Origin of the sequence: Streptomyces sp. HUAS TT11, assembly GCF_051553595.1 — a bacterium.
GTDB lineage: Bacteria > Actinomycetota > Actinomycetes > Streptomycetales > Streptomycetaceae > Streptomyces.
The window spans coordinates 5,156,654-5,178,155 of the sequence record NZ_CP196184.1 but is presented as its reverse complement, the minus strand read 5'-3'; the positions used below and the strand labels follow the sequence as shown (position 1 = coordinate 5,178,155).

19 protein-coding genes and 1 pseudogene are annotated in these 21,502 nt (G+C 72.9%); 9 read left to right on the top strand and 11 right to left on the bottom strand.

The features are described from left to right. Window positions 1-157: 157 nt before the first annotated feature. Window positions 158-946 carry a VOC family protein gene (locus tag ACSHXN_RS23225; RefSeq protein ID WP_355131926.1) on the bottom strand — a complete coding sequence of 263 codons (789 nt, stop codon included), beginning with the start codon at window positions 944-946 and terminating at the stop codon, window positions 158-160. 143 nt (window positions 947-1,089) lie between these two features. Between ACSHXN_RS23225 and ACSHXN_RS23220 the strand changes: the two genes are divergently transcribed. Next, window positions 1,090-1,737: a TetR family transcriptional regulator gene (locus tag ACSHXN_RS23220; RefSeq protein WP_079050609.1), complete on the top strand. Its 648-nt coding sequence runs from the start codon at window positions 1,090-1,092 to the stop codon at window positions 1,735-1,737. A gap of 110 nt (window positions 1,738-1,847) precedes the next feature. Here the strand turns inward: ACSHXN_RS23220 and ACSHXN_RS23215 are convergent. From ACSHXN_RS23215 to ACSHXN_RS23205, 3 genes and pseudogenes are all read right to left on the bottom strand, one after another. Next, a pseudogene (locus ACSHXN_RS23215) lies at window positions 1,848-2,078 on the bottom strand (Lrp/AsnC family transcriptional regulator); the annotation flags it as partial. Window positions 2,079-2,563: 485 nt separating this feature from the next. Further along, window positions 2,564-3,037, bottom strand: coding sequence for a nitroreductase family deazaflavin-dependent oxidoreductase (locus ACSHXN_RS23210; RefSeq protein WP_438303632.1), 474 nt, complete (start codon window positions 3,035-3,037; stop codon window positions 2,564-2,566). Next, window positions 3,034-4,209: an acyl-CoA dehydrogenase family protein gene (locus tag ACSHXN_RS23205; RefSeq protein ID WP_438303631.1), complete on the bottom strand. Its 1,176-nt coding sequence runs from the start codon at window positions 4,207-4,209 to the stop codon at window positions 3,034-3,036. The genes ACSHXN_RS23210 and ACSHXN_RS23205 overlap by 4 nt, the downstream gene beginning before the upstream one ends. Before the next feature lie 107 nt (window positions 4,210-4,316). On the opposite strand from ACSHXN_RS23205, the gene ACSHXN_RS23200 reads away from it, so the two are divergent. Beyond that, entirely contained in the window at window positions 4,317-5,480 is a 1,164-nt protein-coding gene (locus ACSHXN_RS23200; protein ID WP_383351778.1) for a thiolase C-terminal domain-containing protein, read from the top strand. 108 nt (window positions 5,481-5,588) lie between these two features. Then, window positions 5,589-6,254: a pyridoxine/pyridoxamine 5'-phosphate oxidase gene (locus tag ACSHXN_RS23195; RefSeq protein WP_355131930.1), complete on the top strand. Its 666-nt coding sequence runs from the start codon at window positions 5,589-5,591 to the stop codon at window positions 6,252-6,254. 37 nt (window positions 6,255-6,291) lie between these two features. On the opposite strand, the gene ACSHXN_RS23190 is transcribed toward ACSHXN_RS23195, so the two are convergent. The 3 genes from ACSHXN_RS23190 to ACSHXN_RS23180 form a co-directional block, all read right to left on the bottom strand. Next, the gene (locus ACSHXN_RS23190; RefSeq protein ID WP_356108451.1) at window positions 6,292-6,900 is read right to left on the bottom strand and encodes a GNAT family N-acetyltransferase; all 609 of its coding nucleotides are present in this window, start codon (window positions 6,898-6,900) and stop codon (window positions 6,292-6,294) included. Window positions 6,901-6,968: 68 nt separating this feature from the next. Beyond that, window positions 6,969-7,397: a Zn-ribbon domain-containing OB-fold protein gene (locus ACSHXN_RS23185; RefSeq protein WP_355131932.1), complete on the bottom strand. Its 429-nt coding sequence runs from the start codon at window positions 7,395-7,397 to the stop codon at window positions 6,969-6,971. After that, on the bottom strand, window positions 7,394-7,846 hold the full coding sequence (locus tag ACSHXN_RS23180) for a DoxX family protein (protein WP_356108453.1): 453 nt from the start codon (window positions 7,844-7,846) through the stop codon (window positions 7,394-7,396). The genes ACSHXN_RS23185 and ACSHXN_RS23180 overlap by 4 nt, the downstream gene beginning before the upstream one ends. A 256-nt stretch (window positions 7,847-8,102) precedes the next feature. Between ACSHXN_RS23180 and ACSHXN_RS23175 the strand changes: the two genes are divergently transcribed. From ACSHXN_RS23175 to ACSHXN_RS23160, 4 genes are all read left to right on the top strand, one after another. After that, a complete protein-coding gene (locus ACSHXN_RS23175) occupies window positions 8,103-9,302 on the top strand; it encodes a flavin-containing monooxygenase (protein WP_438303630.1) in 1,200 nt (399 codons plus the stop codon). 166 nt (window positions 9,303-9,468) lie between these two features. After that, window positions 9,469-11,694: an acetate--CoA ligase family protein gene (locus ACSHXN_RS23170; protein ID WP_438303628.1), complete on the top strand. Its 2,226-nt coding sequence runs from the start codon at window positions 9,469-9,471 to the stop codon at window positions 11,692-11,694. Between the two features lie 34 nt (window positions 11,695-11,728). Continuing rightward, the gene (locus ACSHXN_RS23165) at window positions 11,729-12,541 is read left to right on the top strand and encodes an enoyl-CoA hydratase/isomerase family protein (RefSeq protein WP_356108462.1); all 813 of its coding nucleotides are present in this window, start codon (window positions 11,729-11,731) and stop codon (window positions 12,539-12,541) included. 108 nt (window positions 12,542-12,649) lie between these two features. Continuing rightward, window positions 12,650-13,255, top strand: coding sequence for a flavin reductase family protein (locus ACSHXN_RS23160; protein WP_355132080.1), 606 nt, complete (start codon window positions 12,650-12,652; stop codon window positions 13,253-13,255). A 26-nt stretch (window positions 13,256-13,281) separates the two neighbouring features. Here ACSHXN_RS23160 and ACSHXN_RS23155 read toward each other — a convergent pair whose 3' ends face one another. After that, window positions 13,282-14,586: an MFS transporter gene (locus ACSHXN_RS23155; RefSeq protein WP_355131937.1), complete on the bottom strand. Its 1,305-nt coding sequence runs from the start codon at window positions 14,584-14,586 to the stop codon at window positions 13,282-13,284. A 71-nt stretch (window positions 14,587-14,657) separates the two neighbouring features. Between ACSHXN_RS23155 and ACSHXN_RS23150 the strand changes: the two genes are divergently transcribed. Then, entirely contained in the window at window positions 14,658-15,719 is a 1,062-nt protein-coding gene (locus tag ACSHXN_RS23150) for a GlxA family transcriptional regulator (protein ID WP_355131938.1), read from the top strand. Between the two features lie 1,266 nt (window positions 15,720-16,985). Here ACSHXN_RS23150 and ACSHXN_RS23145 read toward each other — a convergent pair. Genes ACSHXN_RS23145 through ACSHXN_RS23135 form a run of 3 tightly spaced genes read right to left on the bottom strand, consistent with a single transcriptional unit; the run spans window position 16,986 to window position 20,184 of the window. Then, window positions 16,986-18,035, bottom strand: a complete 1,050-nt coding sequence (locus ACSHXN_RS23145; protein WP_355132081.1) for a Zn-dependent alcohol dehydrogenase — start codon at window positions 18,033-18,035, stop codon at window positions 16,986-16,988. A 21-nt stretch (window positions 18,036-18,056) separates the two neighbouring features. Beyond that, entirely contained in the window at window positions 18,057-19,238 is a 1,182-nt protein-coding gene (locus ACSHXN_RS23140) for an acyl-CoA dehydrogenase family protein (RefSeq protein WP_438303627.1), read from the bottom strand. A gap of 28 nt (window positions 19,239-19,266) precedes the next feature. Continuing rightward, window positions 19,267-20,184 (bottom strand): SDR family NAD(P)-dependent oxidoreductase, encoded by a 918-nt coding sequence (locus ACSHXN_RS23135; protein ID WP_438303626.1) that lies wholly within the window; start codon window positions 20,182-20,184, stop codon window positions 19,267-19,269. An 84-nt stretch (window positions 20,185-20,268) separates the two neighbouring features. On the opposite strand from ACSHXN_RS23135, the gene ACSHXN_RS23130 reads away from it, so the two are divergent. Next, window positions 20,269-21,195: a cyclase family protein gene (locus ACSHXN_RS23130; protein ID WP_438303624.1), complete on the top strand. Its 927-nt coding sequence runs from the start codon at window positions 20,269-20,271 to the stop codon at window positions 21,193-21,195. Window positions 21,196-21,502 lie beyond the last annotated feature (307 nt).

The window sequence follows — 21,502 nt, the reverse complement described above, 5'->3', positions numbered from 1 at the left end:
GGGGGCGGATCGGGGTGTCTCAGGACAAAACCATGCCGGACCGCCCTTCGGGAAGCAGGCGCCCGCATCATGAAACGCCTGAGGCGCCCGCGAAGTGCCGCCCCGCACGCCCCTGCCGTGCCCCGAGGGGCGGCCCCTGACGGGGAATGGGCCCCGGCTACCGCTGGAGCAGCGCGAAGGACGCCCCCTGATCGTCCGCGACCACCGCCACCCATCCGTACGAGGTCTCGAACGGTGGTACCTGTACGCGACCGCCGAGCCGGCTCAGCACGCCGAGCGCGGCCGCGCCGTCCGCGACACCGAAATGGACGAGGAAGTGGGGCGGCATCTCGGCCGGGAAGACGTCCAGCAGGGGCGCGCGCCCGAAGTCGGGCACGGTGTCCGGGCCGAACAGGGCGTCGTGGAACAGGCCCGTGTAGAAGGTGTTCGCGGCCGCCGTGTCCCGCGTGTAGAGCTCGGCCCAGGTGAAGGAGCCGGGTTCGTGCCGTCTGCCGAAGCCCGGGTGCGTACCGGCCTGCCACAGTCCGAAGACGGCGCCCTCGGGGTCGGCGGCCAGCCCCATGATGCCCAGCGAGTCCACCGGCGTGGGCGGAACGACGATCGCGCCCCCTGCCGCCCGGATGCGCCCGGAGAGCGCCGTGGCGTCCGGCGTCGCGAAGTACACCGTCCAGACGGTGGGCATCCGCCCGTCCCGCTTGGGCACCAGCGCGGCCACGGTATCGCCGCCCGAACGGGCCCACACCGAGCCCCGGACGTCCTCGAAGTCCCATCCGAAGAGTCCGCCGTAGAACCGCTTGCCCGCCTCGACGTCGGGCACGTGCGCGTCGATCCAGCAGGGGACCCCCTCCGGGAAGGCGGGCCCGTCCGGGTCCTCACGGGCAAAAGCCCCCTCTTTGGGGCTCGCACCGTTCCCATGCGGCGGGGTCGAGGGCGGATTTTCGGCCATGCCGCCAACTTAAGGGCGCTTCCCGTCGGGCGCGCGCTTGCGTACTCCCTTCTCACGCGCCCGGGGAGCCGTCATGCACCCCCCTACTCCCCATTTGCAGTCGGCCGAATCGCGCTCCGATCACCCCTCGGTAAGCTGACGGCATGACAGGACAAGTGCGTACCGTCGACGGCCGCGTGGCGGGTCGGCGTGGGCAGGCGACCCGGCAGAAGCTGCTCGACTGCCTCAGCGAGATGCTCAGCTCGTCGCCGTACCGGGACGTCAAAGTCATTGATGTCGCCCGGAAGGCCGGGACGTCGCCGGCGACCTTCTACCAGTACTTCCCGGACGTCGAAGGCGCCGTCCTGGAGATCGCCGAGCAAATGGCCGCGGAGGGTGCGGGGTTGACCGCGCTGCTCGAAGGGCGCTCGTGGGTCGGCAAGACGGGCTGGCAGACCGCGCAGGAACTCGTCGACGGATTCCTCGAGTTCTGGCGCAAACACGACGCGATCCTGCGGGTCGTCGACCTCGGGGCGGCCGAGGGCGACAAGCGCTTCTACAAGATCCGCATGAAGATCCTCAACTCGGTGAACAACTCCCTGGCGGACTCCATCACCGAACTCCAGTCCAAAGGCAGAGTCGACAAGGACGTGAACCCGGCGGCCGTGGCCGGCTCGCTCGTGGCGATGCTCGCGTCCGTGGCCTCGCATCAGAAGGGCTTCCAGTCCTGGGGCGTCAAACAGGCCGAACTCAAACCGAACCTCGCACTGCTGGTGCATCTGGGTGTCACGGGGAAGAAGCCGACGAAGTAGGCGTCCGTCACGCTGCGTCGCCGTAAGGTTTTCCCTGCCCTGGTCGGCTGTTCCAGCCCACGTTCTGTCATGCGGGCGGTGGTCCACTCCGGTGGACCACCGCCCGCTGCTCATGTGCGGGTGGCGGCCAGCGGACGGTCCTTGACCCCGTGTTTCATCACCGGTGCGGACGTCCGGTCCGGGTCGCCGAACAGCCGCTGCGCCTCCAGGACGTGCTCCACCTCGCCGAGCGCCCGCTCGAACCCGGCGACGGTGTCCCGGTCCTCCTGGAGCATCGAGACGAAGACCGGCGCGTCGAAGTTCAGCCCCGGTGCGACCGGGTCCACGGCCGCCCGGCACCCGCATGTCCCCCTGTCCCCCCGGCGGCGCGGCCCGCGGTTCCGGTGGCGGGGTCACCCGGTTTGCCGACGGCGCTCACGGTGGCCGCAGCCGGATATCCGGTCCGGCCGGGCCGGCAGGTGCTGCGCCGCGCCCGGTCCGGGCACGGCGCCGGACACCGCCCCCGGCACGCCGCCGGTCCGCTGCCTCCTCCGGGACACGGCGCACCTGGTCGGACGGGGTGCGCACCTGCCGGTGGCGGTGCGGAGGGGGCTCGGCCCGGCGGACATGGCGTGCTGCGCCACCGGTCGCCCGACCGTCGGCACCCTGTCCCGGACCGTGCTGCGCACTCACCCATCCGCCACCCGAGCGGTCACCCGGACAGCGGCGCCGCGACGCCGGGGATCGGCGCGTTCCCGCTGGTGGAGCGTCTGGCGACGATCCGACCGACGCGAGGGCGCCCCACCGGCCGGCCGGCCGGGCGAGCGGTGCCGCGTCGACGGCCTGATCACCGCCGTACGAGCCGGAACAACCGGATTTCCTGCTCCACCCGCCCCTGGTACGTCGCGTACGGAGGCCAGAAGGCCACGACCGCCTCCCATGCCTCCGCCCGCTCACGCCCTTCCAGCAGGCGGGCGGTGACCGGGACGCCCTCCCCCTTCCAGCTGACCTCGGCCTCGGGGTGGACGAGGAGGTTGGCGGTCCAGGCGGGGTGACCGCTCCGCCCGAAGTTCGATCCGACGACGATCCAGCAGCCGCTGCGCTCCGGCATGCACGCCAGGGGCGTCCGGCGCGGCAGCCCGCTCCTCGCTCCGCAGGAGGTGAGGACCACACCCGGCAGCATCAGGGAACTGAGCAGGGCCCTTCCCCCGGTCAGCCGATGCACCGCACGGTCCATCGCGGGCACGACGTGGGGCGCGACCTTCGCGAAAGCGCCCAGGGAGGAAACCTTCTGCACGATCCGTGCGCCCGCGGACGTCATACGGCCACCTCGCACCCCGCGAAGAGCCCGGCGGTGTCGGCGGCGTGCGCCCGCAGCCGGTGCACGGGACCGAACAGCAGCTCGTCGCCGGCCGCGCGCTTGAAGAAGAGATGCGCCTCGTGCTCCCAGGTGAATCCGATGCCGCCGTGCAGCTGGATCCCCTCGGCCGCGGCGGTCCGCAGCGCCTCCAGCGCCTCTGCCAGGGCGAGCCCGCCCACCGGCTCCCCCTGCCGGGCCGCCCAGGCCGCGTAGTAGGCCGCCGAACGAGCCGCCTGCACCCTCACGTACACATCGGCCAGGCGGTGCTTCACGGCCTGGAAGGACCCGATCGCCCGCCCGAACTGCTGCCGCTGCCCGACGTACTCGACGGTCCGTTCCAGCGCCCGGTCGGCGGCGCCCACGGCCTCGCAGGCGAGGACGGCGGCGGCGCGGTTCCCGGCCGCGGCGAGCGCGCCCGGCACATCGGCCCCGTCCTCGCCGAGCAACTCCGCCTCGACGTCGCACAGTCGGACCCGGGCGCAGGGACGGGTCACGTCCAGAGCCGTCTGCCGTGTCCGCAGTCCGGCATCGCGTACGAGGAACAGCAGGGTCCGCGACCGCGCGAAGCCCCCGGCGTGGGCGGCCACCACCAGCAGCCCGGCGCTGTGCCCGTCGAGCACCTGGCCGGTCTCGCCGTACAACCGCCAGACCCCGTCGGCCCGCCGGGCCTGTACGCCGCCCGCGCGCCCACCGCCGGCCCAGTCCCCCCGGTTCCCGCCGGCCAGAGCGAGGGCGGTGGCGAGGGCCGCGCCCGGCACGGCGAGGGCGGCGGTCAGCTCTCCCGAGGCGATGCGGGGCAGCAGTTCGGCGCGCTGGTCCTCCGTGCCGAGGGCGAGCAGCAGCGGGGCGGCGAGGACGGCCGTCGACAGCAGTGGGGAGGGGGCCAGGCTGCGGCCGACCTCCTCGCCCACAAGGGCCAGTTCGGTGACGGTGCAGCCGACGCCGCCGTAGTGCTCGGGAAGTGCCAGACCGGGCAGACCGAGCTGCTTCGCGAGCGTCGCCCAGAGAGCGGGGTCGTACCCTGCGTCGGTCCGGACGGCCGCCCGGACGTCCTCGGGCCCGCAGCGCGCCGCGAGCACCTCCCGCACGGTGCGGCGGATCTCGTCCTGTTCGGCGGTGAAGCGGGCGTCCATGGGCGGATTCCTCCCTCATCTGACGACGCGTCATGTTAGGGCGGAGGGGTGCGCATGCACAGGCCCGGCGGCCAACAATCTGATGTACCGTCAGATCCATGACTCCCATGACCGCCCGGAGAGCCGCGATCGCAGGCGTTTCGCTGTCCGACTGCGGCCGGGTCGACGAGGCGACGGCCTACGCCCTCCACGCCCAGGCGGCCCGTCGCGCCCTGGCCGACGCGGGCCTCGACCGCGCGCTGGTGGACGGCTTCGCCTCGGCGGGGCTCGGCACACTGGCGCCGGTGGAGGTCGCCGAATACCTGGGGCTCAGGCCCACCTGGGTGGACTCCACCTCCGTCGGCGGCTCCACCTGGGAGGTCATGGCGGCGCACGCCGTGGACGCGATCGCGGCCGGCCGCGCACGGGCCGTGCTCCTGGTCTACGGTTCGACGGCCCGTGCCGACATCAGGGCGGGCCGCCGCACCGGCACACTGTCCTTCGGCGCCCGCGGCCCCCTCCAGTTCGAGGTGCCCTACGGCCACACGCTCATCGCCAAGTACGCCATGGCGGCCCGCCGCCACATGCACCGGTACGGCACGACGATCGAGCAGCTGGCCGAGGTGGCGGTGCAGGCGCGGGCCAACGCCTCGGCGAACCCGGAGGCGATGTTCCGTGCCCCCGTCACGGTCGACGAGGTGCTGTCCGGCCCGATGATCGCGGACCCCTTCACCAAGCTCCACTGCTGCATACGCTCCGACGGTGGCGCGGCGGTGCTGCTGGTGGCCGAGGACCTGGTGCCGGACTGCCGCACCGCACCGGTGTGGGTGCTCGGCGCCGGCGAGCACGTCTCGCACACGGCCATGTCCGAGTGGCCCGACTTCACCGTGTCCCCCGCGGCCGTGAGCGGCAGACTCGCCTTCGAGCGCGCGGGGGTGCGCCCGCAGGAGGTCGACTTCGCGGAGATCTACGACGCCTTCACCTACATGACGCTGCTGACGCTGGAGGACCTCGGCTTCTGCGGAAAGGGCGAGGGAGGGGCGTTCGTGGAGAAGGGACGGCTGCTGGTGCGGGGCGGGGAGCTGCCGGTGAACACCGACGGGGGCGGGCTTTCGGCCCAGCACCCCGGGATGCGGGGGCTGTTCCTGCTGGTGGAGGCGGTGCGGCAACTGCGCGGTGAGGCCGGGGACCGTCAAGTGCGGCGGCCCGGCGGCGCATTGCCCCGGCTGGGGGTCGCCTCCGGGACGGGGGGCTGGTTCTGCTCGTCGGGGACGCTGGTGCTCGGGCGGTGAGCCGCGGGCGAAGGCGCCGCCGCGAGTGCACCGCGGGCCCGGCCGCCGCCGCATCGACGACGGGCCGCCCTGTCCCGCGCCGTCGGGTGCGGCAGTGATACTCGAGGCATGGGAACGGATCTTCACGAGCTGCTCAGGACCCTGAAGGTGTGGGACCCGGAGACCACCGAGCTGCCCGCCTTCGACCCCGCCACGGCCCCGGACGAGCCACTGGCCCTGTTCACTCGGTGGTTCGCCCGGGCGGTGGCCGCAGGACAGAGCGAACCGCACACGATGTCGCTGGCGACGGCGGACCCGGACGGCACCCCGGACGTCCGCATCGTGATGCTGCACGGCGCGGACGCACAGGGGTGGGCGTTCGCCACGCACGCGGGCAGCCGCAAGGGCCGGCAACTGGCGGCGAGGCCGTATGCCGCGCTGGGCTTCTACTGGCCCGTGCAGGGCCGTCAGGTCCGGGTGCGCGGTCCGGTCTCGGCCGCACCCGCCGAGGAGGGCCAGGCGGATCTGCACGCCCGCTCGACCGGCGCGCTGGCCGCGGCGCTCACCGGCCGCCAGAGCGACGTGCTCGGATCGGCCCAGGAGTTGGCGCGCGCCTCGCAGGAGGCGTGGGAGCGGGCGCAACGGCAGCCCGATGCCCCGGTGCCGTCCTGGACGCTCTACCGCGTCCGTCCGGAGGAGGTGGAGTTCTTCCAGGGGGACGAACGGCGCCGGCATGTACGGCTGGTCTACCGCCGCACCGAACGGGGGTGGACGAGGGAACTGCTGTGGCCCTGAGCGGGGAGCCGCCCCGGCTCCCCGCGAACCGTGGCGGCTACCGGACCGTCGGCTCCGGGTCCCCGGCGATTCGCCCGTGCAGGTGCTCGTCCCGGAAAGCGTCCTGCCGTCCCGCTTCGAACATCGCTCCGCGCAACGTGCCCTCGTACCGGAAGCCGCACCGCTCGGCTGTGCGGCAGGACGCCTCGTGGCCCAGGGCATGGCCCAGCTCCAGGCGATGGAGACCCAGGCCGGCAAGCGCCCAGTGGGCGGCGAGGGCCAGCGCGCGGGTGGCCACGCCCCGGCCGCGGGCCTCGGGCAGCACCCAGTAGCCGACGCGGGCGGTGCGCATGACCCGGTCGATGTCGTTGACGCCGATGTGCCCGAGCGTCGTACCGCGTGCCGCGTCGGTGATCCGGAACGGGGCGCTCGTCCCGTCGGCCGCGTGCTGCGCCTTCGACCTGAGCGAGTCATGGGCGCTCTGCCGGTCCACCACGGTCTTCAGGGGGGTGTTCCACCGGCGGAAGTCGGGGTCGGTCAGCCCCCGCAGATGCGCCTCGACATGCTCCTCGGATCCGGGATCCCACGAGGACAGCAGCAGCCCGTGGCCGTGCAGTTCGGGGAAGGGGGTCGAAAGCACCGCGGAGTTCTTCTCGAAGTCGGCCATCGGGCCATTGAAGCCCGTACGGCGCTTCCTCACCGCCCGATTTCCGGCTTCCGCGACGGGGTAGCCCCTCAGCCCCGGCGCCACGGCAGGAAGACCGGTACGGCGGCGGCCCCCGCGGCCCGGAAGGTCGCCCTGAGTCCCATCCCCACGCGCAGTTCGGCCTCCTCGCACTCCACCACCTCCGTCATCATCCGCGGACCCTCCGCGAGGTCGACCACCGCGGCCACATACGGCGTGCGGTCCCGGAAGGGGGGCAGGTCGTTACGGTGGACGACGGACCAGGTGTAGAGCGTGGCCCGGCCGCTCGCCGCCTCCCAGACCACGTCATCGCTCCAGCAGTGCGGGCAGAACTCCCGCGGGTAGTGGTGCGCGCGCCCGCACGCGGCACATCGGCGGATCAGCAGCCGCCCCCGCGCCGCAGCGTCCCAGTACGTCTGTGTGAAGGCATCGGCTTCGGGCTCGTCGTGACGGGGCGAGCCCTGCGGCGCCCCGCTCATCGGAACAGCCCCAGCGCAGCGTCGACCGCCCAGGTCTGCCACGACATCCCGAACAGGGCGACCACCGAGATCAGCGCCATCATCGAGTTCTGTCCCTGCTCGGCCCAGTCATGGATCATGAGGACGAAGTAGAGGACGTCGAGGAGCAGTCCCCCGACCAGGGCCACCGGGGTGAGAAAACCCGTGACCAGGCCGAGCCCGATGGCCAGTTCGCCGTGGACGACCACGTACGCCATCGTCCGCGGCCGGGGCGCGACCACGACGTCGAACCCCCTGCGCACCGCCGTCCACCGGTGCCCGGAGGCGACGTCCGCGGCCCACGCGATCCCGGTGCCCCGCTGGAACCACGCCTTCTTGTCCTTGTGCCGCCAGCTCTCGAGCCACCACAGGCCGAGACCGATGCGGAGCACGGCGAGCCATTCCGCTCCGGTGAGCCAGATCGTGTCCATGCGGCGCCCCGTCTCCCACCGAGCCCATATCTGACGGTACGTCAGTTCAGCGCACAGGCCTGCTCCGCGCAAGAGCCCGCACCGCATCGTCACTTCCGCCCTCCACGGACGAGCGACACGAACGCGCACCCGTCCACCACAACCGGTCCGACTACGACACCGGCCCCGCCCACTCCTCCTACAGGCGTGATCGATTCGCAACCGATTCCGGTCTTGACCGAGACCCATCAACGACATGCGCGGATACGCTCCGCTCATGGCCGACTCGACCACCACTTCGTCGCGCCCTGCGGTGCCCTCGCACGAGGACCGACCGGTGTACGTCATCGGCGGCGGGCCGGGAGGGCTCGCCGCGGCGTACGCGCTGCGCGCCCAGGGCGTTCGGGCCGTCGTCCTGGAGAAGTCCGACCGCGTCGGGGCGTCCTGGCGGCGTCACTACGACCGACTGCACCTGCACACCACGCGGCGCCTGTCGGCCCTGCCCGGACTGGCGATGCCGCGGTCCTTCGGGCGATGGGTGGCCCGCGACAACGTGGTGCGCTATCTCGAGAAGTACGCCGAACACCACCAGCTGGAGATCGTCACCGGCGTCGAGGTCTCGCGTATCGAGCCCGCGGCGGGCGGTGCCGGCTGGCTGCTGCACGCCACCGGCGGCCGTGAACTGACGGGCAGCGCCGTGGTCGTCGCCACCGGCTACAACCACACCCCGCGCATGCCGGACTGGCCCGGCCGGGACACCTACGGCGGCGAGTTCCTGCACGCCGGCGAGTACCGCAACCCGGCGCCGCACGCGGGCCGGGACGTCCTCGTGGTCGGCGTCGGCAACACGGGTGCCGAGATAGCCGTCGACCTGGCGGAGGGCGGGGCCTCGCGCGTGCGGCTGTCGGTGCGCACCTCCCCCCATGTGGTGCGCCGCTCCACGGCCGGATGGGCGGCCCAGTTCACCGGGATCCTCGTACGGCGGCTTCCGGTGCGGCTCGTCGACCGGCTGGCCGGCCCGATGGCCAGGATCAGCGTGCCGGACCTGTCGGTGCACGGCCTGCCCCGGCCCGACACCGGTCTCTACTCCCGCGTGAAGCAGGGCGCGATCCCCGTGCAGGACGTCGGACTCATCGACGCGGTGCGCGACGGCCGGGTGGAGATCGTGGCAGCGGTCGAGGGATTCGAGGACGGCAAGGTCGCCCTGGCCGACGGCACCCGGATCGAGCCGGACGTCGTGATCGCCGCGACCGGCTATGTACGCGCCCTGGAGGGCCTCGTGGGTCATCTGGGTGTTCTGGACACCCACGGCAGGCCGGTCGTCCACGGTGCCCGTTGCCCGCGCACCGCCCCCGGCCTGTACTTCACCGGCTTCACCAATCCGATCAGCGGCATGTTCCGCGAACTGGCCATCGACGCCCGCAGGATCGCCAAGGCCGTGGCACGCCGCACGGCGCGCGACCGCGCGGCGCTCTGAGGCCGGCCGGGGCCGGGCGGAGGAGGCACCGCCCGCAGGACGGGCACCCGGGCGGCACGGCCGCTCCTCACCGGGTGCCGTCCCGTCTCTTCCTGACAGTGCGTCAGTTCAGTAATCTGACACTGCGTCAGTTACCGAGCTGTATCACACAGGAGCGGGCGGACCGATGCTTGGATCAACCCACGGCACCCTCACCACCGACTCCCACCGCGCCCGGGCCATCGCCTGCGACGCGCAGCCCCCGCCCGTGGTGCACGGCAGGCCCGCGGAGGGCGCGGACTTCGACGTCAGCGGGCGTCCGCTGTACGCCGAGGTCCCCGATCTGGACCGGTTCTTCCGGCCCGGGTCGGTCGCTGTCGTCGGCGCGTCGGACGCCGAGGGGCGGCCCAACACCGGCATCACCCGGCAGTTGCTCGACTGGGCCGGGCGGGTCGGCGCCCGGGTGCATCCGGTGCACCCCACCCGCGGCTCCGTCTTCGGGGTGCCCTGCTCCCCCTCCCTCTCGGACCTGCCCGAGCAGGTCGATCTGGCCGTCCTGCTCGTCTCCGACCCCCTGCCGCTCTTCGAGGAACTGGGCGCCGCCAAAGTGAAGTTCGCGGTGGCCTTCGCCTCCGGGTTCGCCGAGACCGGCGGCGAGGGCGCGGACGCCCAGGCGCGGCTCGCGGCCGCGGCGGAGCGGTCCGGGACTCGGCTGCTCGGCCCCAACACCAACCTCAACGCCTTCGAGCGGTTCCGGGAGGACCTCGACGGCCCTGCCATCGCGCTCATCACCCAGTCCGGGCACCAGGGGCGGCCCGTCTTCGCCCTGCAGGAGCTGGGGGTGCGGCTCTCCCACTGGGCCCCCACCGGCAACGAGGCCGATCTGGAGACCGCCGACTTCCTCTCCTACTTCGCCGAGCAGCCCGAGGTCGGCGCCATCGCCTGCTACATCGAAGGGCTGAAGGACGGCCGCTCCTTCCTCCTCGCCGCCGACCGGGCCGCCCGGCGCGGAGTACCGGTGGTCGCGGTCAAGGTCGGCCGCACCGGGGCGGGCGCCCGCACGGCCGCCTCGCACACCGGCAAACTGACCGGCGCCGACGACGTGGTCGACGCGGCGATGCGGCAGTACGGGGTCATACGCGTCGCCGGTCTCGACGAACTCCAGGACACCGCGGCCCTCCTGGCCCGGGCACGCGCACCGCGCGCCGACGGCGTGGTCATCTGTTCGATCTCCGGCGGAACGGGCGCGCACGTCGCGGATCTGGCGGCCGAGGCGGGACTGGAGCTGCCGATCCTGTCCGCGGCCAAGCAGGCGGAGCTGCACCAGTGGATCCCCGAGTACCTGAGCGTCGCCAATCCCGTCGACAACGGCGGTCATCCCGTGGGCGACTGGCGTGGACGGAAGATCATCGACGCGATCCTGGACGATCCCCAGGTCGGCGTGCTCGTCTGCCCCGTCACCGGGCCCTTCCCCCCGCTGAGCGACAGGCTGGTGCAGGATCTCGTGGACGCGGCGGAGCACACGGACAAGCTGGTGTGCGTGGTCTGGGGGTCGCCGGTCGGCACCGAGCCCGCCTACCGCGAGACCCTGCTCGGGTCCTCACGCGTGGCCACCTTCCGTACCGTCGCGAACTGCCTGACGGCCGTACGCGCGCATCTCGACCACCATCGCTTCGTCCGCGACTACCGCTCCCCCTTCGACGCGGCGCCCCGCACTCCCTCGCCCTCCTTCCGCAAGGCGCAGGCGCTGATGCGGCCGGGGCAGCAGCTGAGCGAGCACGCGGCGAAGCAGCTGCTGCGGGCCTACGGCATCCGTGTGCCGCGCGAGCAACTGGTGACCAGCGCCGCGGCGGCCGTGCGCGCGGCGGGCCTCGTCGGCTATCCGGTGGTGATGAAGGCGTCGGGCGCACGGATCGCCCACAAGACCGAACTCGGTCTGGTGAAGATCGGGCTGACCTCCGCAAGCCAGGTCAGGGACGCCTACCGGGAACTCACCGACATCGCACGCTACGAAGGGGTCGAACTCGACGGCGTCCTCGTGTGCCAGATGGTGGAGCGCGGTGTCGAGATGGTCGTCGGCGTCGGGCGCGACCGGCTCTTCGGGCCGACGGTCACGGCCGGCCTCGGCGGTGTGCTCGTGGAGGTGCTGCGGGACACGGCCGTGCGGGTGCCGCCCTTCGGTGAGGAGCAGGCGCGCGACATGCTCGGGGAACTGCGCGGGCGCGCCCTGCTGGACGGGGTCCGCGGGCGCCCCCCGGCGGACCTCGACGCGCTCGTCGAGGTCGTGCTCCGTGTACAGCGCATGGCCCTCGAACTCGGTGACGGGCTCGCGGAGCTCGACATCAATCCCCTGATGGTGCTGCCCAGAGGGCAGGGAGCCGTGGCGCTGGACGCCCTGGCGGTGTGCCGCTGAGCCGCGGATCGGCCGACTCACGAAACGGAACGTCATGACGCCCTCCCCGGAAGAGCCCGTCGAGTCATGGGTGCTGCGCGGCACGGACGCGCACGTCCGCCGGCTCACCCTCAATCGTCCCGACGCCCTCAACGCCATCACCCCCGACCTGCGCGAGGACCTGATCCGGGGGTTTCTCGACGCCTCCGCCGACCCGGACGTGCGCGCCGTGGTCCTCACCGGCACGGGCCGCGGCTTCTGCGCGGGCGCGGACCTGCGCGGCAGAGCGGCGGAAGGTGAGCGGATCCCCGGTGACGTGGCCCGCACCGTCCGCGGGGGCGCCCAGCGCCTGATCGCCGCGGTGCTCGACTGCGAGAAGCCGGTGATCGCCGCCGTGAACGGCACCGCCGCGGGTCTCGGTGCGCATCTCGCCCTCGCGTGCGATCTTGTCCTGGCCGCCGAATCAGCCCGGTTCATCGAGGTGTTCGTGCGCCGCGGCCTGGTCCCGGACGGCGGAGGAGCGTATCTGCTGCCGCGGCTCGTCGGGCCGCAGCGTGCGAAGGAGCTCATGTTCTTCGGCGACGCCCTGACGGCATCGGAGGCGGAGCGACTCGGGCTCGTCAACCGCGTCGTACCGGCCGACGCCCTGGAGAAGACCGCCCGGGCATGGGCCGAACGCCTGGCCGCCGGTCCCACCCGCGCCCTCGCGCTCACCAAGCAGCTGGTCAACGCCTCACTGGAGACGGACCGCGCCACCGCCTTCGCCGCCGAGGCCGCCGCCCAGGAGATCAATATGACGACGTCGGATGCGCGGGAAGGGGTCGCGAGCTTCGTGGAGCGGCGCGGCGCCGCGTTCGAGGGCCGATGACGGTGGAACGGCCGACGGACCCCGGCGGGCAGCGGTCTGCCGCTCGGGATCCGCGGCTCCCCGCGGCCCTTTCCATCTGACGCTCCGTCAGTTCTAATGGGTGGCGTGATGGGACACGCAGGGATGGCGGCCACCGCCGTCCGTTACCTCAGGTCGGTCGGGACGCGCACGGCCGTGGGACCCGTCGAAGCCCTGCCCAGGCCCGAGTTGCGGTGCGTCGGAGAGGACGAGAGGGCGCCGGTCGACCCGGGCGAGTTCCGGCGCGTCCTCGGGAACTTCGCCACCGGCGTCACGGTGATCACCGCGCCCGCGGCGGACGGCGGGACGGCGCCCGCGGGCTTCGCCTGCCAGTCCTTCTCCTCGCTCTCGCTCGACCCGCCGCTGGTGGTGTTCATGGTGGGCCGGGCCTCCACCACCTGGCCGCGGATCGCCCGTGCCGGGGCCTTCTGCGTGAACGTACTCGCGAGCCACCAGGGCGCGTTGTGCCGCGGATTCGCGGTCAGCGGCGGGGACAAGTTCGCCGGCGTCGACCACGAACCGGCACCGTTCTCCGGCGCCCCCCGCCTGACGGGCGCGACGGCGTGGATCGACTGCGCGATCCACGCCGTGCACACCGGCGGCGACCATCTGATCGTGGTGGGCCGGGTACGGGCTCTCGGAACGGAGGGCGGCGGGGAACGGCCGCTGCTGTTCCACCGGGGCCGCTTCGGCTAGCGGACAGGTGCACTCCGCCGCTCCGTTCACGCGAGCGCGGGCATCACCGCCGGGCGCCGCCGGATCACCAGCGCCATCAGGGCCGCCGCCGCACACAGCGCGCCCGAGGCGTACCAGACCACGTCGTAGGACCCGAACGCATCCCGTGCGACGCCGCCGAGGAAGGCGACCAGGGCCGCGCCGACCTGGTGCGAGGCGAGGACCCAGCCGAAGACGATGGCGCTGTCCTCGCCGTACTGCTCCCGGCACAGCGCGAGGGTGGGCGGGACCGTGGCGACCCAGTCCAGGCCGTAGAAGACGATGAAGAAGATCATCGGCGGGCGGACCGTAGGGGCCAGGAGCATCGGCAGGAAGAGCAGCGAGATGCCGCGCAGGGCGTAGTACACCGCGAGCAGACGACGCGGTTCGTAGCGGTCCGTGAACCAGCCCGAGGCGACCGTGCCCAGTACGTCGAAGACGCCGATGACCGCGAGGAGGGAGGCCGCCGCCGTGATGGGCATGCCGTGGTCGTGCGCCGCCGGGACGAAGTGGGTCTGGATCAGGCCGTTCGTGGAGGCCCCGCAGATCGCGAAGGTGCCGGCCAGCAGCCAGAACGGACCCGTGCGCACCGCCGAGAGGAGCACCGTGACGGCGCGGCGGGCGGCCCCGCGCGCCGGTTCGGGACGCGGCACGAACTCCTTCGCGCCGTAGGGCTTCAGGCCCACGTCGGCGGGGTGGTCGCGCAGCAGCAGCCAGACGAAGGGGATGACCGCGAGGGCGGCGAGGGAGACCGTCACCGCGGCGGGACGCCAGCCGCGGCTCTCCACCATCCAGGACAGCACGGGAAGGAAGATCAGCTGTCCGGAGGCGGAGGCGGCGGTGAGGATCCCGCTCACCAGACCGCGCCGCTCGGTGAACCATCGGTTGGTGACCGTCGCCGCGAAGGCCAGCGCCATGGAGCCCGTGCCCAGGCCGACCAGCAGGCCCCAGCAGAGCATGAGCTGCCAGGCCGCCGACATCCACACGGTCGTGCCCGAGCCGAGCGCGATGACCGCGAGGGCCACGGCCACGATCCGGCGGATGCCGAAGCGGTCCATGAGGGCCGCGGCGAACGGCGCGGTCAGCCCGTACAGCGCCAGATTGACGGAGACCGCGGCGCCGATGGTCCCTCGCGACCAGCCGAACTCCTGGTGCAACGGATCGATCAGCAGTCCGGGCAGCGAACGGAAGGCGGCGGCGCCGATGATCGTCACGAAGGTGACCGCCGCGACGAACCATGCCCGGTGGACGCGGGACGGCTTCTTGTCGGTCCGGGCGTCCTCGGTGACTGCGGCTTCGGTTGTCTGGGTCACGACATACAGGATCCGGCAGCGGATCGAGCCGATCGAGTGGCCCGAGGGACAGTATTCGCTACGATCGAGCCATGACCCGTGAGCCAGTGTTCCGGCCGCACCGCGTCGTCGTCCTCGCCCTCGACGGGCTGCTGCCCTTCGAACTGGGCATCCCGCACCGGATCTTCGGACGCCCCAAGGACGCCGAGGGGCGGCATCTGTACGAGGTCGTCACCTGCTCCGTCCGGCCACCGGGTCCGGTCGAGACCGACGCCGACTTCGCCATCCACGTCGGCAACGGCCCGCAGGCGCTGGCCACCGCGGACACCGTCGTCATCCCGGCGTCCTACGAACTCGGTCCCGTCTTCGAGAAGGGCGTGCTCACCGAGGAGCTGGCCGCGGCGCTCGCGTACATCCGGCCGGGCACCCGGCTCGCCTCCATCTGCACCGGCGTCTACGTCCTCGCGGCCGCCGGTCGGCTCGACGGCCGCCCCGCCACCACGCACTGGGCCGAAGCCGAGCACCTCCAGCGGCTCTTCCCGCGGATCAAGGTCGACGCCGACGTGCTGTTCATCGACGACGGCGACGTCCTGACCTCGGCCGGTGTCGCGGCCGGCATCGACCTGTGCCTGCACATGGTGCGCCGTGACCACGGCACCGCCGTCGCCAACGAGGTGGCCCGCCGCACGGTCGTACCGCCCCATCGCGACGGCGGCCAGGCGCAGTACATCCACCGCCCGCTGCCGGAACCGCAGCTGGCCACCACGACCGCCGCCCGCGCCTGGGCGCTCGACCGCCTCCACGAGCCCATCCAGCTGCGCGACATGGCGGAGCAGGAGTCCATGTCGGTGCGCACCTTCACGCGCCGCTTCCGCGAGGAGGTCGGCGTCAGCCCCGGCCAGTGGCTCACCCGGCAGCGCGTCGAACGCGCCCGGCAACTGCTGGAGTCGACCGATCTGCCGGTCGATCTGGTGGCGCGGGACGCCGGGTTCGGCACGGCCCAGTCGATGCGCCAGCACCTACAGGCGGCGCTCGGGGTCACCCCCACGGCGTATCGGCGGACGTTCCGCACGGGTGTCGCGGACCCGGACGACCGTCCCACCGCCCGCACCGGCGGTGGACGCCGCACCCCCCTCGCCCTCGGCGAGGGATGAGCCGGCGAGGGATGCGGAGGGGCGCCGCCGGCCCTCGCCCCAGGCGCCCAGCGCCGTGAGCGCGAGGGTCAGGGCGACGCCCGCCACGATCGCGGTCGAGGGCGCGACGAAGTGGAGCAGGGCGCCGGCGAGGGAGCCCGTGGCCGCGTAGCCGGCGCCCACGGCCGCGTACATCACCGAGTAGCCCGCGGCCAGCGCGCCGGGCGGGAGGATCTCGCGCAGGGCGAGATTCCGCGTGACCTGCGCGCCCGCCTGGAGCGCACCGCCCAGGACGAGTGCCACGGCTGTCCAGGCGGTGTTCGGCGCCAGCGCGGCCAGCGTCAGGCACATCGAGAGGCCGCACATCAGCACCACGCTCCGGGCGCGCGTCCCGCCCGGCCAGGAGCGCAGCCCGTACACGAACGCGCCCACCGCCGAGCCCAGCGCGAGCCCCGTCAGCAGCGGGCCCGCCCAGCCGACGGACACACCGCGCTGTTCGAGCAGGGCGGGAAGGACCAGTTCGGCGAGGGGGAGCAGGGACAGACTGGCCGCGCCCGTCACGTACACCGGCCAGGCCCGGGTGATCAGTCGGGACATCGACATGCCGCCCCGCTCCTCGGTGTCCGCGTCCCAGCCGGACGGCAGCAGCCACAGTCCGGCGACCGAGGCGGCCATCAGGGCCGCCGCCAGGAGCAGCGGCACCCGGGGCGCCGCTGCGAGAGCGAGACCGGTGACCGCGGCCGGGGACACCGCCCAGATGCCGGACATCAGCATCGACTCGGCGGACAGGGCCTGCGCGACGGCGCGCCCGGGGACGAGGGCCGTGAGCAGCGAGCGCAGGCCGCCGGGGGCCGCTGCCGGGGCGCCGCCCGCGAGGAACGCCAGCACCGCGAGGACCGCCACGGGCGCGTCCGGGAACGCGCCGAGGCCCGCGAAACCGCCCGCCCCCACCGCGAGGCCCACGGCCAGATGGGAGCGGGCACGGTCCGGGGGCATGCGCATCCCGAGGAGCGGGGCACCGACGATCTCACCGATGACGTACGCGGCGGCCAGGGTGGCGCCCAGGGTGTAACCGCCGGGCCGCTCACGGGCGAGGAAGACCAGGGCGAGCGGGGCCATGGCGACCGGCACACGGGCGCCGACGGCCACCACGGCCCAGGTCAGGACCCCTCGGGAGGCCACGTCTCGGTACGTCATGGGGTTCGAAGGTAGGGGACGGCACCGACAGCGGCCACGGGATTTCCCCGCGCCTGTGGACAAGCCCCCGCGACGGCCGCCGGGAGCCGCTCAGAAGGTCAGCACGGCCCTCGCGACCCTCCCGGCGTGCGCGTCCGCCGCCGCCTTCCCGTAGTCCTCCACCGGGTACGTGGCCGTCACCAACTCGTCCAGGAGCAGGCGTCCTTCACGGTAGAGCCGGGCGTAGAGGGCGATGTCCCGCTGGGGGCGGGAGGAGCCGTAGCGGCAGCCGAGGATGGACTTGTCCAGGTACATCGACGACACCAGGAACGTGGCTTCGGCCGTCGCCGGGGGCACCCCCAGGAGGATCGCCTGGCCGTGGCGGTCCAGGGAGTCGATCGCCGCCCGGATCAACTCGACCCGGCCCACGCATTCGAAGGCGTGGTCGGCGCCGGTGGGAAGCACGTCCCTCACCTCGTCGACGGAGCCGAGGAACTCGGTGGCGCCGAACCGGCGGGCCGTCGGCTCCTTGTCCGGGTTGGCGTCCACCGCCACGATCCTCGACGCGCCCGCGATCCGGGCTCCCTGGAGGACGTTGAGGCCGATCCCGCCGGCCCCGATGACCAGAACGGTCTCGCCCTGGCCCACCCGGGCCCGGTTCAGCACGGCGCCCACCCCGGTCAGCACGCCGCATCCGATCAGCGCCGCCGACGGCAGCGGGATGTCCTTCGGGATGCGGACGGCCTGCACCGCCTTGACCACCGTGCGTTCGGCGAAGGCGGAGTTGGACGCGAACTGGTAGACCGGCCGACCCGCCCGCGTGAACGGCTGCCCCGGTCGTCCGATCGCCTGCCGGCACATCGTCGGCCGGCCACGGTCGCACTCGGCGCACGCCCCGCAGTTCGCCAGGGTCGACAACGACACATGGTCGCCGGGTCGGACATGGGTGACGCCCTCGCCGACCGCCTCGACGACGCCCGCGCCCTCATGGCCGAGCACCACGGGGCAGGGAAACGGAATGGTCCCGTCCACCACGGACAGATCGCTGTGGCACAGTCCCGCCGCCGAGACCGCCACCTGCACCTCGCCGGGTCCCGGCTCCCTCACCTCCAGGTCGCTGACGACCTGCGGCCGTGTGCCGTCGAAGAGCACACCTCGTATCGCGCCTGGCATCGCAACTCCTCAGCCCTTCGATCCCCTGGGTTCCTTCGGCAGGCCGAGCACACGCTCGGCGATGATCGTGCGCTGGATCTGGTCCGAGCCGCCGTAGACGGTGTCGGCCCGGCTGAAGAGGAACAGGTGCTGGAACGGCTCCAGTTCGTACGGTGCCTCCGGCGACCAGTCGGTGGGGCCCACCGCCCCCGCGGCACCCCGCACCTGCATCGCCAGCTCACCCAGCCGCTGGTGCCAGCGGCCCCACAGGAGCTTGGCGACGCTCGGGGCACCCGGGTCCGCCGCGGCGCCCAGCGTGCGCAGGGCGTTCCAGCGCATGGCCCGCAGTTCCGCCCACTGCGCCACGAGGCGGTCGCGCACGACCGGGTCGCTCGCGGCGCCCGTCGCCACCGCCGCCCGTACGACGTCGCCCAGTTCCCGCGCGAAACCGATCTGCTGGGCCAGGGTGGAGACACCCCGTTCGAAGCCCAGCAGGCTCATCGCGACCCGCCAGCCGTCGCCCTCGCCGCCCACCACGTGTTCGGCGCGTGCGCTCGCACCGTCGAAGAACACCTCGTTGAACTCGCTGGTCCCGGTGAGCTGGCGGATGGGACGGACCTCGACGCGTCCCGGCTGGTCCATCGGCAGGAGGAGGAACGTCAGGCCGTGGTGGCGGTGCGAGTCCGGGTCGGTGCGGACCAGCACGAAACACCAGTCCGCCTCGTGGGCCAGGGAGGTCCAGATCTTCTGGCCCGTGATCCGGTACGTGTCCGGTGTGTCGCGTACGGCGGAGGTGCGGACCCCCGCGAGGTCGGAGCCGGCGCCCGGTTCGCTGTAGCCCTGGCACCAGAGTTCCTCACCACGCGCTATGGGGGGCAGGAAGCGGGACTTCTGCTCCGGGCTGCCATGGGCGATCAGGGTGGGGGCGAGCAGGTTCTCGCCGATGTGCCCGGAGCGCGGTGGCGCGCCCGAGGCGGCGTACTCCTCGGCCCAGGCGACCTGCTGGGTGAGCGTGGCACGGCGGTTGCCGTGACCGCCCTCGGGCCAGCCGAGTCCGATCCAGCCGGCCTCGCCGAGGGTGCGCTCCCAGTCGCGCCGGGTCCCTGCGGGCGGATGGTCGCGCAGCCAGGCCCTCGCCTCGCCGCGGAAGGCCTGGTCCTCGGGGTTGGGGCCGAACTCCACAGTCGCCGCCTCACATCGGTGTCCTGACATCTCCCGGTCGGCTCGCCGCGGCCACGGCTCAGCCCTGTGCGTCGGGACGCGCCCCGTCCCGTGCCGCCGCCTCCATCGCCTCCAGCTGCCGGAGCAGCGGCATCGGGTCCGTCCCGACGGTTCCCGGCAGGTGCCGCGCGATCCGCTCCGGGGTCCAGGAGCCCTCCGCGTACGCGGCCCTCAGTTCCCTCGGCTGGGCCCAGACCGCCAGCTTCGGGCCGGCGACGGTGTACACCTGGCCGGTGATGCGTTCCTGCCGGGCGCGGTCCGACAGCAGGTACACCACGAGCGCCGCCACGTCCTCCGGCTCGCCGATCTCGGCCAGCTCCATGGGGACGTTCGCCGACATCCGTGTGCGTGCCACCGGCGCCACCGCGTTCGCCGTCACCCCGTACTTGTGCAGTCCGAGCGCGGCACTGCGGACGAGCGAGATGATGCCGCCCTTCGCCGCGCTGTAGTTGGCCTGCGCGACCGAACCCTGGTGGTTGCCGCTCGTGAAGCCGATCAGGGTGCCGGAGCGCCGTGCGCGCATCACCGCCGACGCCGCACGGAACACCGTGAACGTGCCTTTGAGGTGGGTCGCGAGGACCGGGTCCCACTCCTCCTCGGTCATGTTGAAGAGCATCCGCTCGCGCAGGATGCCCGCCACGCACACCACCCCGTCCAGGTGTCCGTACGAGGAGAGCGCCTCGTCCACCACCCGTTGACCGCCCGCCATCGTGGAGATGTCGTCGGCGACCGCGACGGCCTGGCCGCCCGCCGCACCGATCTCCTGCACGACGGCCTCGGACACCTCGCTCGTGGGGGAGGCGCCCTCCACCGACACCCCGTGGTCGTTGACGACCACCCGTGCGCCCTCCGCCGCCGCGGCCAGCGCCACCGCCCGTCCGATCCCGCGGCCCGCGCCCGTCACGGCGACGACCTTGCCTGCCAAGAAGTTCCCCATGCCCGGCCCCTTCCCGCAGTTTCTGACGACCCGTTAGATTCTATGACCCGTCGGATACTCGGAGACAAGCCCCGGGGAGGACTCATGTCACTGCCGGCCGAGTTCCACGAGATGGCCGAGCGCGTGAACAACTGGGGGCGCTGGGGCGGCGACGACGAGATCGGGACCCTGAACCTCATCACCGACGAGGTGGTGCGGCGGGCCGCGTCCTGCGTGCGCAGCGGGCTGCGCGTGCCACTCGCCCTGCCCCTCCGGCAGGACGGGGTGCAGACCGGCCTCATCCCCGGACGGGTCAATCCGCTGCACGTGATGGTGCAGATCAACCAGGAGATCTTCGGGCCCGGCGGTGTGGCGTGCAGCGACGACGCGGTGACCATGGGGCTCCAGGCGGCCACCCACTGGGACGCGCTCACCCACGTCTCGCACTCGGGAAAGCTCTACAACGGCCGACCGGCCGGCACGATCACACCGCACGGCGGCGCCGCGTTCGGCGGGATCGACAAGCCGCGGCACATCGTCTCCCGCGGGGTACTGCTCGACGTGCCCCGAGCACTCGGCCGGAACCGGCTCGACGGCGCGCACGCCGTGACCCCGGAGGACCTCGACGCCGCCGAGGAACTCGCCGGTACACGTGTACGGGCCGGCGACATCGCGCTTGTGCGGACCGGGCAGATCCAGACGTATCTGGCGGGCGACACACACGGGTACGGGTATCCGTCGCCGGGGCTGTCGGTGCGGACCCCGGAGTGGTTCCACGCGCGCGACGTGGCGGCGGTCGCGAACGACACCCTCACCTTCGAGATCTTTCCTCCCGAGATCGAGGACCTCTGGCTGCCCGTCCACGCCCTGGACCTGGTGGAGATGGGCATGCTGCAGGGCCAGAACTGGAATCTCGAAGAGTTGTCCACAGCCTGTGGACAAGAGGGCCGCTACACCTTCCTGCTGTCGGCGATGCCGGAACCGTTCGTCGGCGCGACGGGAACTCCCGTGGCGCCGGTGGCGATCCTCTAGGGACAGGGTCCGCGCGAAGGAGGGCCGGATGGCGAAGGGCCGGGTGGCGGCGCGCCGGCCGGCCACACCCGAGCCGGAGGCGTCCTCACCCCGCCCGAGCACGGCACCGCGCACCGCCATCCGGCTCGGCGTACCCGCCCTGCCCCCGGACGGTCCCGCGGACCGTCCTCCCCGTGAGGAGCCGACGCCGAATCACGACCCGCGCTCGTCGAGGACCCCCGTCACCGGAGCCCTCGACGTCCCCTCACGGCGAATCGCTGACCATAAGCGTGATCAAACGAATACGCGACGTCAACAGCAGCCAGCC